Genomic DNA, 15,059 nt, shown 5'->3' with positions numbered 1-15,059 from the left:
AACCTCCGTAGTTAACGCGCAGATACCGCGCCAGCACCCGCGAGCCCTTTTCCAACGGGCCTTCGAGGCCTTTTGAACCCGGCATTCGGGATGGTTATGTGCTATTCTCCGCGGATGCAAGTTTTAGGTCCTTCCAAGCAAGACTTGATTCGCGCAATCCGCTAAACGGTCAGGCCGTGTCGCGGAAGGTTCAACAACCCGCTATTTCTCGAGAAACTCGACGAAAGGTGAGCGTAAACATGATGAAGCAATTCCAGCTGAACTCGTATCTGTTCGGCGGCAATGCTCCGTACGTAGAAGAACTGTACGAAGCGTATCTCGACAATCCGGCGTCAGTGCCCGAGAACTGGCGCAGCTATTTCGACGCATTGCAGAACACCCCTGCATCGGATGGCACCAGTGCCAACGACGTGGCCCACGGCCCGATCGTCGAATCGTTTGCCCAGCGCGCGAAAGCCAATGCCTTTTTGCCGCGCGTAGCAGGCGGGGCAGAAGAGTCCACCGCCCGCAAACAGGTTTTCGTCCAGTCCCTCATCGACGCATACCGCTTCCTGGGCTCGCAATGGGCCAACCTCGATCCGCTGAAGCGCCGCGAGCGTCCCTCGATCCCCGAACTCGAACCTGCGTTCTACGACTTCACCGAAGCCGACATGGACCAGGTGTTCAACGCGAACGCGCTGTACTTCGGCTTCGAGCAGGCGTCGCTGCGCGACATCGTGAAGAACCTGCGCGACACGTACTGCGGCACGATCGGCGCCGAGTACATGTACATCAGCGATCCCGAGCAGAAACGCTGGTGGAAGGAGCGGCTCGAATCGATCCGCTCGACGCCGAACTTCTCGAATGAGAAGAAAAAGCACATCCTGAACCGCCTGACCGCAGCCGAAGGTCTCGAGCGCTTCCTGCACACCAAGTACGTCGGCCAGAAGCGCTTCTCGCTCGAAGGCGGCGAAAGCTTCATCGCATCGATGGATGAAGTCGTGCGCCACGGCGGCGCAAAGGGCGTGCAGGAAATCGTGATCGGCATGGCCCACCGCGGCCGTCTGAACGTGCTCGTCAACACGCTTGGCAAGATGCCGGCTGATCTCTTCGCCGAATTCGAAGGCAAGCACGTCGACGACCTGCCGGCCGGCGACGTGAAGTACCACAAGGGCTTCTCGTCGGATGTCTCGACCGAAGGCGGTCCGGTTCACCTGTCGCTTGCGTTCAACCCGTCGCACCTCGAAATCGTCAACCCGGTGGTCGAAGGTTCGGCGAAGGCCCGTATGGACCGCCGCGGCGACGACATGGGCCTGCAGGTGCTGCCGGTGCAGATCCACGGCGATGCGGCCTTCGCGGGCCAGGGCGTCGTGATGGAAACGCTGAACCTTGCGCAGACGCGCGGTTACGGCACGCACGGCACGCTGCATATCGTCATCAATAACCAGATCGGCTTTACGACGTCGGACCCGCGCGACTCGCGCTCCACGCTCTATTGCACGGACGTGGTCAAGATGATCGAAGCGCCGGTGCTGCACGTGAACGGCGACGATCCGGAAGCGGTCGTGCTCGCCACGCAACTGGCGATCGACTACCGGATGCAGTTCCACAAGGATGTCGTCGTCGACATCATCTGCTTCCGCAAGCTCGGCCACAACGAGCAGGACACGCCGGCGGTCACCCAGCCGCTGATGTACAAGACGATTGCGAAGCATGCCGGCACGCGCGCGCTGTACGCGGAAAAGCTGGTGCAGCAGGGCGTCATTACCGCCGAGCAAGCCGACGAGTTCGTCAAGGCCTACCGCAAGGCGATGGACGAAGGCCATCACACGATCGACCCGGTGCTCTCGAACTACAAGAGCAAGTATGCAGTCGACTGGGTGCCGTTCCTGAACCGCAAGTGGACCGACGCTGCCGATACGGCGGTGCCGCTCGCGGAACTGAAGCGCCTTGCCGAGCGCATCACGACGATTCCGGAAAGCTTCAAGCTGCACCCGCTCGTCGAGCGCGTGATCAACGACCGTCGCGCAATGGGCCGCGGTGAAGCGCCGCTCGACTGGGGCATGGGCGAGCATCTCGCGTTCGCCTCGCTGGTCGCATCGGGCTACGCCGTGCGTCTGACGGGTCAGGACTCGGGTCGCGGTACGTTTACGCACCGCCACGCCGTGCTGCACGACCAGAACCGCGAGCGCTGGAACGACGGCACGTACGTGCCGCTGCAGAACGTCGCGGACGGCCAGGCGAAGTTCACGGTGATCGATTCCGTGTTGTCCGAAGAAGCGGTGCTCGGCTTCGAGTACGGCTACTCCACTGCCGAACCGAACACGTTCGTCGCATGGGAAGGCCAGTTCGGCGACTTCGTGAACGGCGCGCAGGTTGTGATCGACCAGTTCATCTCGTCGGGTGAAGTGAAGTGGGGCCGCGTGTCGGGCCTGACGATGCTGTTGCCGCACGGCTACGAAGGCCAGGGTCCGGAGCACTCGTCGTCGCGTATCGAGCGCTTCCTGCAACTGTGCGCGGACCACAACATGCAAGTGGTCCAGCCGACCACGCCGGCGCAGATTTTCCACCTGATGCGCCGTCAGATGATCCGCCTGTTCCGCAAGCCGCTGATCATCTTCACGCCGAAGTCGCTCCTGCGTCACAAGGAAGCCGTGTCGGATCTGTCGGAACTCGCGAAGGGCTCGTTCCAGCCGGTCATCGGTGAAGTCGACGATTCGATCGATCCGAAGAAGGTCAAGCGCGTGCTCGCGTGCTCGGGCCGCGTGTACTTCGACCTCATCGCGCATCGCCGCGAGGCGAAGGCGACCGACGTCGCGATCCTCCGTGTCGAACAGCTTTATCCGTTCGCGCACAAGCAGTTCGAAACGGAAATGAAGAAGTACGACAACGCGACCGAAGTGGTCTGGGTGCAGGACGAGCCGCAGAATCAGGGCCCGTGGTTCTACATCGAGCACCACCTGAAGGAAGGCATGAAGGAAGGCCAGAAGCTCGCGTACAGCGGCCGCCCGGCATCGGCATCGCCGGCCGTCGGCTACTACGCGAAGCACTACGAGCAGCAGAAGGCGCTCGTCGAAGGCGCTTTCGGCCGTCTGAAGGGCGCAGCGATCGTTAAATAACGGCAACGCGAACCGGGAAAGCGCGAGCGCGCTTTCCCGCGGCGCATTCTCGCGGTGCGCACACGGTTCGCTCCTGTTTGCGATGGCACGATGTCTCCAGAACAGAGCCACAGAACACGCGGTTACCCACGCGGTTAGTCAAATACGCTCATATAGAGTCCCAGGAAAATCACATGTCTATTGTTGAAGTCAAGGTTCCCCAGCTTTCCGAGTCGGTGTCCGAAGCCACGATGCTGCAGTGGAAGAAAAAGCCGGGCGAAGCAGTGACGCAGGACGAGATCCTTATCGAAATCGAGACCGACAAGGTCGTGCTCGAAGTGCCGGCGCCGTCCGCCGGCGTGCTCGCGCAGGTCATCAAGCACGATGGCGACATCGTCGTCGCCGACGAAGTGATCGCGAAGATCGACACGGAAGGCAAGGCAGGCGCCGCTGCGGTGGAAGCCGAAGTGAAGCCCGCGCCGCAGGCTGAAGCCGCACCGGCGCAAGCGGCAGCACCCGCCGCCGCGGCGAACGCGAACGCCGCGTCGTCGCCGGCTGCCACCAAGCTGATGGCCGAGAAGAACCTGTCGGCAGGCGACGTCGCCGGCACGGGCCGCGACGGCCGCATCACGAAGCAGGACGTCGTCGGTGCTGGCGCCGCGGCGCCGGCTCCGAAGGCCGCGCCCGCACCGGCCGCCGCGCCGAAGGCTGCGCGTCCGTCGCTGCCCGACGTCAAGGCGCCGGGCGCCGACCAGTGGCTGCAGGACCGTCCGGAGCAGCGCGTGCCGATGTCGCGTCTGCGCGCGCGTATCGCCGAGCGTCTGCTCGAGTCGCAGCAAACGAACGCGATCCTCACGACGTTCAACGAAGTGAACATGGCTCCGGTCATGGATCTGCGCAACAAGTACAAGGACCGCTTCGAGAAGGAACACGGCGTGAAGCTCGGCTTCATGTCGTTCTTCGTGAAGGCGGCCGTGCATGCGCTGAAGAAATTCCCGCTCGTGAACGCGTCGATCGACGGCAACGACATCGTGTATCACGGCTACTTCGACATCGGTATCGCGGTCGGTTCGCCGCGCGGTCTTGTGGTGCCGATCCTGCGCAACGCGGATCAGATGAGCCTCGCCGACATCGAGAAGAAGATCGCCGAATTCGGCCAGAAGGCCAAGGACGGCAAGCTGTCGATCGAGGAAATGACGGGCGGCACGTTCTCGATCTCGAACGGCGGCGTGTTCGGCTCGATGCTGTCGACGCCGATCATCAACCCGCCGCAGTCGGCCATTCTCGGCGTGCACGCCACCAAGGAGCGTCCGGTCGTCGAGAACGGCCAGATCGTGATCCGCCCGATCAACTACCTCGCGCTGTCGTACGACCACCGCATCATCGACGGCCGCGAAGCGGTGCTGTCGCTGGTCGCGATGAAGGATGCGCTCGAAGATCCGGCGCGCCTGCTGCTCGATCTGTAATGCGCCGTACAGCGCCTTGCGCTTGCCTCGAGCTCGCCTCAAACGGCAGCCGGGCAATGCGCACGTAGTTCACCGTACGCAGTCAGTACCGGAGCGTCGCGCGCCACGCAGCGTGGCCGCGGCGCCTTCCCATCCAAAGGATTGTCATGTCCAAAGAATTTGACGTCGTCGTGATCGGTGCCGGTCCCGGCGGCTATATCGCCGCGATCCGCGCCGCGCAACTCGGCAAGAGCGTCGCCTGCATCGAGAAATGGAAGAACCCGGCCGGCGTGCTGAAGCTCGGCGGCACCTGCCTGAACGTCGGCTGCATTCCGTCGAAGGCGCTGCTCGCTTCGTCGGAAGAGTTCGAGAACGCATCGCACCATCTGGCGGACCACGGCATCAGCGTCGAAAACGTGAAGGTCGATATCGCGAAGATGCTGGCGCGCAAGGAAAGCATCGTCGAGAAGATGACGAAAGGCATCGAGTTCCTGTTCCGCAAGAACAAGATCACCTGGCTCAAGGGCCACGGCAAGTTCACGGGCAAGAGCGACGCCGGCGTGCAGATCGAAGTGAGCGGCGAGGGCGAAACCGAAACCGTGGTCGCGAAGAACGTGATCATCGCAACGGGCTCGAAAGCGCGCCATCTGCCGAATGTGCCGGTCGACAACAAGCTCGTCGCCGATAACGAAGGCGCGCTGACGTTCGATACGGTGCCGAAGAAGCTCGCCGTGATCGGCGCAGGCGTAATCGGCCTGGAGCTCGGTTCGGTGTGGCGTCGTCTCGGCGCCGACGTGACGGTGCTCGAGGCACTGCCGGAATTCCTCGGCGCGGCCGACCAGGCGCTTGCGAAAGAGGCGGCGAAGCAGTTCAAGAAGCAGGGCCTCGACATTCATGTCGGCGTGAAGGTCGGCGAAGTGAAGACGTCGGCCAAGGGCGTGTCGATCGCCTACACGGATAAGGACGGCAACGCGCAGACGCTCGATGCCGACCGCCTGATCGTGTCGATCGGCCGCGTGCCGAACACCGACAACCTCGGTCTCGAAGCAATCGGCCTGAAGGCGAACGAGCGCGGCTTTATCGACGTGAACGATCATTGCGCGACGAGCGTGCCGAACGTCTACGCGATCGGCGACGTCGTACGCGGCCCGATGCTCGCGCACAAAGCGGAAGATGAAGGCGTGCTGGTCGCCGAAATCATCGACGGGCAGAAGCCGCATATCGACTACAACTGCATTCCGTGGGTGATCTACACCGAACCGGAAATCGCATGGGTCGGCAAGACGGAGCAGCAGCTGAAGGCCGAAGGCCGCGAGATCAAGACGGGCCAGTTCCCGTTCATGGCGAACGGCCGCGCGCTCGGCATCAACAAGGCGGATGGCTTCGTCAAGATGATCGCCGATGCGAAGACCGACGAGCTGCTCGGTGTGCACATCATTTCGGCCAATGCGTCGGACCTGATCGCGGAAGCGGTGGTCGCGATGGAATTCAAGGCTGCGTCGGAAGACATCGGCCGCATCTGCCATCCGCACCCGTCGCTGTCCGAAGTGATGCGTGAAGCGGCACTCGCCGTGGACAAGCGCGCACTGAACATGTAAGTCCGAAACGCCCGATTCCTCGCATTGGGTATCACGACGAAGGCGGGCAGGGTTCACACCCTCCCGCCTTCGTCTTATCTGCTGTGTAATCGCATACGCTGCGTAAGCCGCACAAGCCGCATAAGATGAACGTCACCGAATACTACGAAAACGAACTGCAGACTCGGGGTTACCAGTCCGATCCTGCGCAACGCGCGGCGGTCGATCGTCTGCAGCGATGCTATGAAGAGTGGGTGGCGTACAAGGCGCGCCGGCCGAATGCGTTCATGAAGCTGATCATGCACCCGGACCTGCCGCGTGGCGTCTACATGTGGGGCGGCGTCGGCCGCGGCAAGAGCTTCCTGATGGACAGCTTTTATCGGGTCGTGCCGCTCACGCGCAAGACGCGCCTGCACTTCCACGAGTTCATGCGCGAAGTGCATCGCGAACTCGAGGAGCTGAAAGGGCAGGCCGATCCGCTCGACGAACTCGCGCGCCGGATCGCGAAGCGCTACCGGCTGATCTGCTTCGACGAATTTCACGTATCGGACATCGCCGATGCAATGATTCTGTACCGCCTGCTCGACCGGCTGTTTACGAACGGCGTGCAGTTTGTGATGACGTCCAACTACGATCCCGACACGCTCTATCCGGATGGCCTGCACCGCGACCGCATGCTGCCCGCGATCGAGCTGATCAAGAGCAAGCTCGATGTGATCAACGTCGATGCGGGCGTCGATTACCGTCAACGCACGCTGTCGCAGGTCGAGGTCTATCACACGCCGCTTGGCGCTGCCGCCGACAAGGCGTTGCGCGACGCCTACGCGCGACTGGCCGCAGTGCCCGACGAAAGCCCGCTGCTGCATATCGAAAAGCGCGAGCTGAAGGCGCTGCGCCGCGCGGACGGCGTCGTCTGGTTCGACTTCGCGACGCTCTGCGGCGGTCCGCGCTCGCAGAACGACTACCTGGAGCTCGCGTCGCGCTTTCATGCGGTGGTCCTCTCCGAGGTGCCGCAGATGACGCCGCGCATGCAGTCCGAAGCGCGCCGTTTCACGTGGCTCATCGACGTGTTCTACGACCACAAGGTGAAGCTTTTGATGTCGGCGGCGGTGCCGCCCGAACAGCTCTATGTGGAAGGGCCGATGGCGAACGAGTTCACGCGGACCGTCTCGCGCATCGTCGAGATGCAATCGAAGGAGTATCTGGATACGCCGCGGCGCATCGTCGATACATCGCTTACGTAGGGCTGAAATTTAACCGAACGAGACAATGCGCGGCGCGCTGCGCCGAACGGCGCAGGGGTGTGTCGCATTTTCAAGATTCGGATTGTTCTGATGTTCGGTGTGTGGGTCAGTCGATATCGTCGTCGGGTATCGACGAAGGAGGATACCTTGACCCCATACCGTGATCTAACCGATGAAGAGTGGCTGCGCGTCGCGCCGCTGCTTCCCGAACTGCGGCCGCGTTCCGAACTGCGCGGCCGCCCCCTCGCCAACACCCGAGCCGTGCTCAACGGCGTGCTCTGGGTGATGTACAGCGGCGCAACATGGTCCGCCATGCCGCGCAAATATCCTTCGTATCAAACCTGCCATCGCCGCTTCAAGGCATGGCATCAGTCGGGCGTGTTGAAGCGCATGCTCGAACAACTGTTTGGCGCGGCGGGTACGGATCTGTGCAACTCGATCGAAGCGCGCATGCGCATCCATGTGACGGGGCAGGCAGACGAACTGTCCGTTGCCGGCTATGCCGGAACAGCGGACACGGCCGAGGCCGCGGCAACCGTCGAGTACGCGCAGGCCCCGTCCGGTGCGCCAATGTATGAGTACGCGGGCGCGCTCAAGCACGCGGCGTGACGGATGGACGTCTCCAGTCAGTTAGTTAAACCAGGCGAATCGCGCGAAGCGCATTTCCTTTGAAGAGGCAGCCGGCCGGCGGATCGACACCGCCGGCCGTTCTTTCATGCGAAGGCATCGTATGTGCCGATCGCTCATTCCTCACGAACCCAAGTCTGCGACCGGCCGAGCAGCGAAATGCCGATATAGCCGCGCACGACGAGCTTCTGCCCACCGTCTTCCGTGTGCATCTTGCATCGATAGACCTTGCCGTTGTCGGGGTCGAGGATCTGGCCGCCGTCCCACCCGTCGCCGTCCTTTTTCATATCGTTGATGATCGTCATGCCGATGATCGGCTGGTCCTTGCGCGCGTCGGTGCAGGCGGTGCAGCGGCGGCCGGGGGGCTCGTTCGGGTTGAGCCCCTTGATGACCTTGCCGCTTAGTGTGCCGTTCTCGTCCTGCGTGATCTGTACGATCGCCTTGGGTTGATGCGTATGATCGTCGATCGTCTGCCACATGCCGACGGGGCTGCTGCTTTGCGCGAATGCGGCGGCGGCGCTTGCGAGCAGCAGGCCGGCCAGTGTCGCGTTGCGTAGCGCGCGCGGCGCAACGAAGCGTGCGCGTCCAGAGAATTGCGTCATGGTTGTGCTCCTTGTTCGTATCGTCGCGAAGGCGAGACGCGCCTCGTCATCTTCTCAGCCATCTCGGCCGGATGCATTGTGAATCACATTCGCGGTCGGCTTCTTTCGGCCTTTCGTTTGTGTGCTTGCCGCTGCGCGCGAAGCCTGTCGCGCGAACCGGCTTCGCTGCGAGCCGGTTCGATTGGAGTCGCAGAATACGTTAAAGCACGCGCGCTGTCTGATAGGTAGTCTTCTAATCGTCGGCGTGTCCGCATGCAGATAGACGCATGCTTTTGTCGTTGATCGCCATGCGCGGGATGCACGCTGGATGTAGATAGGCAGGCCCGGGTTACCGATCGGATTGCATCGGTAGTGCGAAGCACCGGCGCGGCGGCGGCGATCCACGAAGGCCATGTCGAACAGGCGGACGGCGGTACGCTCTTTCTTGACGAGATCGGAGACCTGCCGCGCTATCAGCAGGTCAGCGCTTGCGCGTGCTCGAAGACAGCGTGGTGAAACGGTTCAACTCGACCACGCTGGTTGAGGTCGACTTCCGGCTCGCGGCGGCGACCAGCCGGAACCCGCAGAAGCTCGTCGAGGGCGGTTCGTTTCGCGCCGACCTCTGCTACCGGCTGCGGTGATCGAACTGCGCATGCGGTCGCTTGCGAAGCGCGGCGCGGCCGACAGGATCGCGATCTTCACGTCGTTCATCGCGTCGACGATCGGCGCCGAGCGGCTCGCGCAGCTGCCCGACTTGCCGCACTGGCTCCCGGATGCAATCGCGCATACCGGGTTTCGCGATAACGTCCGCGAACGTCGCAACCTTGCCGAGCCGATCGGCGTGACGGGGGCGTCAACTCGGCGCGCGGGACGCGGTGCGCCTCGAGCGTCTCTGACGCTTGCGCGCAACGGTGGGCCGATGCCGGCCAGTAGCCTGGCCGAAGCCGTGATCGACCGCAGCAAGTGGGATATGAACGAGCGAAACCGGGCGCTGGCGGCGCTGAACACGAACGGCTGGCGGCCCCGGCACACGGCCCGATACCTCGGCATCAGCAGCAAGGTGCGATGGGAGAACATGAGGAAGTATCAAATTTTCGACGAGGAACCCGAAACGCGTGAAACTGAGTAATAATGAGACGATTGGGTGAAAACAAAAAACTGTCTAAAGCAGGAATTACATGGACCAGAAGTCGAAAGTCCGGCAGATCGTACTGTCGGTATTGATCGCGACCGGGGGAATGCAGGCCGCCTTTGCGCAGGAAGCGGTGTCCGACAGTGCCGCGAGCGGGGCGGCCGTTGAAGTGACAGCGGCCGCGCAGCCGGACGCGCTGGCGGCTTCGTCTGTCCCAGCCGGTCAAACGATTGCACTCACGCCGGACGAGGCGAGGCAGTCGGCCACCGGCAATGTGGCGGAACTGCAACAGATGATCCACGGTCCCGATCTGACCGAAATGCGCACGACGTACAACGGTAGCTACGGCGCAAGCCTGCTGTTCTACGGCAAGGAGATGACGTACTACGTCGCGCTCTTCCAGAAGAAGAATTTCTGGCGTGTGATCAAGACCAGCGACGATCAGCGCGCCGAGATGATCTACCGCGACTTCGTGCGCCAGACCGCGCAACTGTCCGACGTCGAAATCCGCCGCACGAAGCTCGAAGCGCAAAAGGCGTTCACCGATCACCTGATCGAGTTGTCGCAAGACCGGGCGAACCGGTTGCAGGCGGATCTTACGATCGCCCGCCAGCAGCAGACGATCGTCAACAGCCAGCAGGCGCAGAACCGCGCCGAAGCGAGCGCACTGCAGCAGCAGAAGACGCAGGCGCAAGCCCAACTGCGCGATACGCAGCGCCAGGTGCGCGAACTGCAGCGCCAGCTGGACAGCGGTTTGCCGATTCGTTGAACGCACGCGCCGCCGCTGCGTGCGATGCGCGCTGCGGCGAATTGCCCGGACTTGCCTGAATACGCCTGGATTTGCCCGGTCGTCGTGCCGGGCACGCACCATCACTGCAGACGTCTGGCTCCTGGCCAAGTCGCACGTGCCGTGCCGATTTCCGCTCGATAGCGCGGTTCAGTGGTGCTTCGGCCGCGTGCTCTGATGCGCCGGCTGCTTTGACGCTCCCGCCTTCTGCTTTGCCGGCGACCGGTTCGGTTCGTGGGGATCGACTGCGATCGGATCGCTGGCCGGAAATGTTTCGGCGAGCGCCTCGTCGAGGCGTTGCTCGACGCTGAGCTCCGCCGGTTGTGATTTTGGCTTCGACGTGGACATATCGCTCTCCGCTCGGACGTTGTCGAACAACCAGAATAACGCAAAGCCACTTTGGGCAACACTCGGCCGTTCGACATAAGGCGCAATCTTAATCTTGCGCAGTCATGGTCGTCATCATGGTCGCGGCCTTCATCGCGATCGCGTTTCGATCATCACGGCATTTCAATAAGCGTCGCATGAATGTCACGTCGATGGCGCGCCCCACGGGCCGCGCGACGGTCGATGGAATTTTCTCGCGCAGATTTCGTTCTACTTCCACCGCGCGACAACGGCAGCCTTTTGCGAGCCGTCGGGCCAGAGACATATCGAGCCGTCCGCCGGAACAACGACAGGGTGAGCATTATGGAGACAGACGGGTCCGATCGAACGCTGCGCTGGAATGCGTCACATGTGGTGGACGCGGAACTCGAGCATCTGGAGTGGGCGACGCGGCAGCCGATGCTCGACATATTCGACGCCGAGTACTGGCGCCGCCGCGTGCTGGCCGTTCAGGGAAGTTATCAGCTGACGCACCAGCAGGGCATGCGGATTGAGCGGATGCTCAAGCGCCTGGCCGGACCGATCGGCTAGGCGCGTTTTGCCGGTTACTCGTTGTTATTGCCCGAGCCGCCGTGATTGTTGTTGCCATTGTTGTTGCCGTGGCCGTGATTGTCGCTGGAGCCCGCGCCGAACAGACGCCGGCGGCGCGTGACGACGACCGGTGCGTCGGACCCCGAGCGCTCGGGTGAGGCCGGCGCGCCGCCGCCATACGACTCACGCGGCTCGCGCGGCTCGCGCGATTCACGCGGCGAATCGCGATGCGACCCGTGCGAACCATGCGGCCCGCGCGACGAATGTTCGCCGTGCGAGGGGCGTCCGGTGCGCGGCCCCGGACGCGTGCCGGTATCGAGCTGGATTGTCGAGATGGCACGCTTGTAGATGCCCTGCAGCCCGACAGGCGTGCGCAGCATCACGAGGTACTGATCGAACGACTCGATGCATCCCGTCAGACGGATGCCGTTGACGAGATAAATTTCGACGCGCTTTCTTTCTTTGCGCGCAGCGTTCATGAAGTCGTTTTGCGGGTGCGATTCTGCGGAAGGCATGGACGATTGTGTGTGGAAGTACGGTTGTTCGCCGGGATTCTACATGGGTCGGCGCATACGCGTGCTAATCGACGAACTTGTCACCCACTATAACGGCTTGCGCGCGCATAAGCATCCGTTAAATACGATGTGTAACGTTGCGTTACGAATCTTTGCATTCGGCGCCATCGCGCTCGAATCGAGTGACGATCCTATGCGAAAAAGCCCTCGCCGGAACCCGATTTCGCATAAGTTTAAAAAACGGTGGGTAGGGACGGAATAAATCGCGCGGGGATCTCGTTTTGTTCACGTGTAGTCCAGAGTTTCACGTTCGACGAACACCCCGTTACCTGCTCGCGAGCCTGCAAGGCCCGTACCCATAGGAGAAGCGCATATGAAGTTGACTCGACTCGTCAGTACCTTATGCATGCTCGTCGCGCTCGGCGCGGCGGCGCTTGCGACCACCGGCTGCAGCGATATGGGCAGTGGTGGCGGGAGCAGCGGCGGTAGCACGGGCTCCTCCGGCGGATACTGATCCGCACATGACGCGCGATTTGCCAGCCGGGTGAGTTTCGAAGCGGATGTCGTATCCTGGCTCCCGCAGCTACGCCGATATGCGCGCGCGCTGACGGGGGATCATGCTTGGGCGGACGATCTGGTTCAGGATACGGCCGAGCGCGCGCTCGCCCGCTGGAAGGCGTTCAGACCGAACAGCAACCTGCGCGCGTGGCTGCTCACGATTCTCCGGCATCTTTATATCGACCAGCTGCGCGTGCGCCGCGAGGTCGCCGTCGATGAGGAAAGCGCGCCGTGGCGCAACCTCGAGGCGCCGCGCGGCGAGGTCGACGGACTGATGTTGCGCGACGTGCAACGCGCGCTCTACAGCCTTTCGGTCGAGCAGCGTGAAGTCGTGCTGCTCGTCTGCGTCGAGGAATTCAGCTATCAGGAGGCGTCGATCGCGCTCGGCGTGCCGGTCGGAACGGTGATGTCGCGATTGTCGCGTGCGCGCGAGCAGATGAGGCTGATGCTGACCGAAGGTCCCGATCGACAGAATCCACAGGAAAATTCGCATAAGTCCCCGTCGCTGAAAGTGGTGAGAAACTCTTCATGAACAACGACGCCCGCCATCCCGAATCCGCGCCCGACCTGCGCATGCTGTCGGCGTTCGTCGACAACGAGCTCAGCGAGAACGAAACGGCCGCGGTGCAAGAGCATCTCGAACGCGACGCGCACGCGGCGGCGCAGGTTGCCGCATGGCGCGCGCAGAAGGCGGCGTTGCGTGCGCTGTGCGGTGCGACCACGCGCGACGATACGCAATTCGTCGTCCTGCGCTCGCGCTCGTCGTGGTGGCAGCGTATGGCGATCGCGGCGTGCTGGCTCGTCGCCGGCGCGGGACTCGTGCTTGCACTCGGGCCGCTCGTGCCGCGGCTCACAGGCGGCGATACGATGTCGTTTGCGCGGCGCGCCGATATTGCGTACGCGGTCTACACGCCGGAACGGCGTCATCCGGTCGAAGTCGCGGCAGCCGAGGAAGAGCATCTGATCACCTGGCTGTCGAAGCGGCTCAACCGGCAACTCTCGGTGCCGTCGCTGCAGGAATATGGTTACTCGCTGGTCGGCGGCCGTCTGTTGCCCGGCGAAGCAGGGCCGGCCGCGCAATTCATGTACGAGAATCAGACCGGTGCGCGCCTCACGCTCTATGTGACGGGCGTGCCGAAGGACGAAACCGCATTTCGTCTGTTCCGCGACGGCAATCGCCGTACGTTCTATTGGGTTAACGATGGAATGGGTTATGCGCTGTCGGGTCCGATCGCCGAGGGCAAGCTGCGCTCGATCGCAATCGACGTCTGCAGCGCGCTCGGCGGCCGGCCCGAAGCGTGGCAGTAGCACGCGTTCCTGCACACATCGCGCCTCGAGGTCCGGATAAGCGTCGATCCGTTCGCCACGCTCGTATCCCCGAATTCCGCCGCTGCGTTCGCGCGAACCCGCACGACCGAAGCGCTCGGAAATACCAGGTAACGAACCGATTTCCGCGTGCCGCCCGTGCCGCGGAATAGCGGTGCGCATCATGTCGTTTATAGAAGTGCAGGCCTGCTGCTCCGGCGCATCGATGCACCGGCGACGCGGGCCACGCAGGCGAATCGACGGGGTCTACACGGCGATGGCACGCGTTCGTGCCACGGCGCCGCACCGTCGAGACGGGATAGACGATGCGCAATATTTTCGGACTTGCAGCAGGGGTTTTTGTTTGTGTCAGTTGCGCGGTGAGCGGGCCGGCTGCGATGGCTCAGGAATCCGGGCCGCCGATGTTCGGACCGCCTTCAGGACCGCCCTCAGGACTGCCTTCAGGCACGCAGTACGCTCAGCAATTTGCCCAGCCGGCACAGCAGGCCGAACAGGCCGAACAGGCCGAACAGGCCGGGCAGGCGCAGGCGGGGCAGGAGTGCCGCGACGTCAGCGGCAATGCGGAGATCGATGGCAAGCAGCAGCCGTTCACCGGACTCGCGTGCCGGCAACCGGACGGCACATGGCGGATTCAGGAATCGGATGACGAGCCGGACGACAATGGTGGCGCGGCATACTCCGCACCCGACGGGGCACCTTATGCGGCAGCGCCCGACGGGGCGCCCTACGACCCCTACTATGGATATGGCTATCCGTATCCATACCCCTATCCGTATGATCCGTTCTGGGGGCCGCCGTTTCTGTTCGGCGTCGGTGCGTCGTTCGTGTTCGTCGACCGCTTTCATCACTTCCATCACATCGATCATGTTCACTTCGGACATCCGTACGGTTTCGCGCATGGCGGGTTCCACCGCGGATTTCATGGCGGCTTTCACGGCGGCGGGTTCCACGGCGGCGGCTTTCACGGAGGCGGAGGATTTCACGGCGGCGGAGGGGGGGGCCACGGCCGCTAGCGTGGCCATGGCGTGCGGGTCGCCGGGAGCCTACGCATGATGCCGCCCGCGATCCGCATCCTGCCGCCCGGCGTCAGCGCCGCGCAGTTCGAGCAGGCATTGACTGCATGGCAGTCGATCGTCGGCGGCGAGCATGTGCTCGACAGTGCGGCGCTCACGCCTTATCTCGATCCGTTCGCGCCGGGTCCGGCCGGAGCCGCGTTCGTGCCGTCGGCGGCTTTGCTGCCGTCGTCGGTCGACGAAATCCGGGCGGTATTGC

Annotated in this window: 15 protein-coding genes and 2 pseudogenes; 13 read left to right on the top strand and 4 right to left on the bottom strand. The window is 63.0% G+C overall.

The window, feature by feature from the left end; all coding sequences use genetic code 11:
• Positions 1–239: 239 nt before the first annotated feature.
• From ACYPXD_RS22860 to ACYPXD_RS22840, 5 genes are all read left to right on the top strand, one after another.
• Positions 240–3,098 (top strand): 2-oxoglutarate dehydrogenase E1 component, encoded by a 2,859-nt coding sequence (locus tag ACYPXD_RS22860; protein WP_459716318.1) that lies wholly within the window; start codon positions 240–242, stop codon positions 3,096–3,098.
• Between the two features lie 173 nt (positions 3,099–3,271).
• On the top strand, positions 3,272–4,543 hold the full coding sequence (gene odhB, locus ACYPXD_RS22855) for a 2-oxoglutarate dehydrogenase complex dihydrolipoyllysine-residue succinyltransferase (RefSeq protein WP_459716315.1): 1,272 nt from the start codon (positions 3,272–3,274) through the stop codon (positions 4,541–4,543).
• Between the two features lie 146 nt (positions 4,544–4,689).
• The gene (gene lpdA / locus ACYPXD_RS22850) at positions 4,690–6,120 is read left to right on the top strand and encodes a dihydrolipoyl dehydrogenase (RefSeq protein WP_459716312.1); all 1,431 of its coding nucleotides are present in this window, start codon (positions 4,690–4,692) and stop codon (positions 6,118–6,120) included.
• Between the two features lie 125 nt (positions 6,121–6,245).
• Positions 6,246–7,343: a cell division protein ZapE gene (zapE, locus tag ACYPXD_RS22845; RefSeq protein ID WP_459716309.1), complete on the top strand. Its 1,098-nt coding sequence runs from the start codon at positions 6,246–6,248 to the stop codon at positions 7,341–7,343.
• 147 nt (positions 7,344–7,490) lie between these two features.
• Entirely contained in the window at positions 7,491–7,952 is a 462-nt protein-coding gene (locus ACYPXD_RS22840; RefSeq protein ID WP_459716307.1) for a transposase, read from the top strand.
• A gap of 134 nt (positions 7,953–8,086) precedes the next feature.
• Here the strand turns inward: ACYPXD_RS22840 and ACYPXD_RS22835 are convergent, their stop codons facing one another.
• Complete coding sequence (locus tag ACYPXD_RS22835; protein ID WP_459716305.1) at positions 8,087–8,572, bottom strand: DUF2147 domain-containing protein; 486 nt, start codon at positions 8,570–8,572, stop codon at positions 8,087–8,089.
• Positions 8,573–8,932: 360 nt separating this feature from the next.
• Between ACYPXD_RS22835 and ACYPXD_RS22830 the strand changes: the two are divergent.
• Positions 8,933–9,680, top strand: a pseudogene (locus tag ACYPXD_RS22830) (sigma 54-interacting transcriptional regulator); the annotation flags it as partial.
• Positions 9,681–9,729: 49 nt separating this feature from the next.
• On the top strand, positions 9,730–10,452 hold the full coding sequence (locus ACYPXD_RS22825; protein WP_459716303.1) for a DUF2968 domain-containing protein: 723 nt from the start codon (positions 9,730–9,732) through the stop codon (positions 10,450–10,452).
• A gap of 168 nt (positions 10,453–10,620) precedes the next feature.
• Here the strand turns inward: ACYPXD_RS22825 and ACYPXD_RS22820 are convergent, their stop codons facing one another.
• Together ACYPXD_RS22820 and ACYPXD_RS22815 are read right to left on the bottom strand one after the other, a co-directional pair.
• Entirely contained in the window at positions 10,621–10,818 is a 198-nt protein-coding gene (locus tag ACYPXD_RS22820; protein WP_459716301.1) for a hypothetical protein, read from the bottom strand.
• 88 nt (positions 10,819–10,906) lie between these two features.
• Entirely contained in the window at positions 10,907–11,122 is a 216-nt protein-coding gene (locus tag ACYPXD_RS22815) for a hypothetical protein (protein ID WP_459716299.1), read from the bottom strand.
• Between the two features lie 38 nt (positions 11,123–11,160).
• Between ACYPXD_RS22815 and ACYPXD_RS22810 the strand changes: the two genes are divergently transcribed.
• On the top strand, positions 11,161–11,388 hold the full coding sequence (locus ACYPXD_RS22810; RefSeq protein WP_459716296.1) for a hypothetical protein: 228 nt from the start codon (positions 11,161–11,163) through the stop codon (positions 11,386–11,388).
• Between the two features lie 14 nt (positions 11,389–11,402).
• Here the strand turns inward: ACYPXD_RS22810 and hfq are convergent, their stop codons facing one another.
• A complete protein-coding gene (gene hfq, locus ACYPXD_RS22805; RefSeq protein WP_459716292.1) occupies positions 11,403–11,903 on the bottom strand; it encodes an RNA chaperone Hfq in 501 nt (166 codons plus the stop codon).
• 373 nt (positions 11,904–12,276) lie between these two features.
• On the opposite strand from hfq, the gene ACYPXD_RS22800 reads away from it, so the two are divergent.
• The 5 genes and pseudogenes from ACYPXD_RS22800 to ACYPXD_RS22780 form a co-directional block, all read left to right on the top strand.
• Positions 12,277–12,417, top strand: a complete 141-nt coding sequence (locus ACYPXD_RS22800; RefSeq protein ID WP_459716289.1) for a hypothetical protein — start codon at positions 12,277–12,279, stop codon at positions 12,415–12,417.
• Between the two features lie 30 nt (positions 12,418–12,447).
• Complete coding sequence (locus ACYPXD_RS22795; RefSeq protein ID WP_459716286.1) at positions 12,448–12,993, top strand: RNA polymerase sigma factor; 546 nt, start codon at positions 12,448–12,450, stop codon at positions 12,991–12,993.
• Positions 12,990–13,769 (top strand): anti-sigma factor family protein, encoded by a 780-nt coding sequence (locus ACYPXD_RS22790; protein WP_459716284.1) that lies wholly within the window; start codon positions 12,990–12,992, stop codon positions 13,767–13,769. The genes ACYPXD_RS22795 and ACYPXD_RS22790 overlap by 4 nt, the downstream gene beginning before the upstream one ends.
• A 395-nt stretch (positions 13,770–14,164) precedes the next feature.
• Positions 14,165–14,800 carry a hypothetical protein gene (locus ACYPXD_RS22785; RefSeq protein WP_459716282.1) on the top strand — a complete coding sequence of 212 codons (636 nt, stop codon included), beginning with the start codon at positions 14,165–14,167 and terminating at the stop codon, positions 14,798–14,800.
• A gap of 36 nt (positions 14,801–14,836) precedes the next feature.
• A pseudogene (locus ACYPXD_RS22780) lies at positions 14,837–15,059 on the top strand (FAD-binding oxidoreductase); the annotation flags it as partial.

The organism is Paraburkholderia sp. 2C (assembly GCF_054589215.1).
This window is presented reverse-complemented; position numbering and strand designations above follow the sequence as displayed.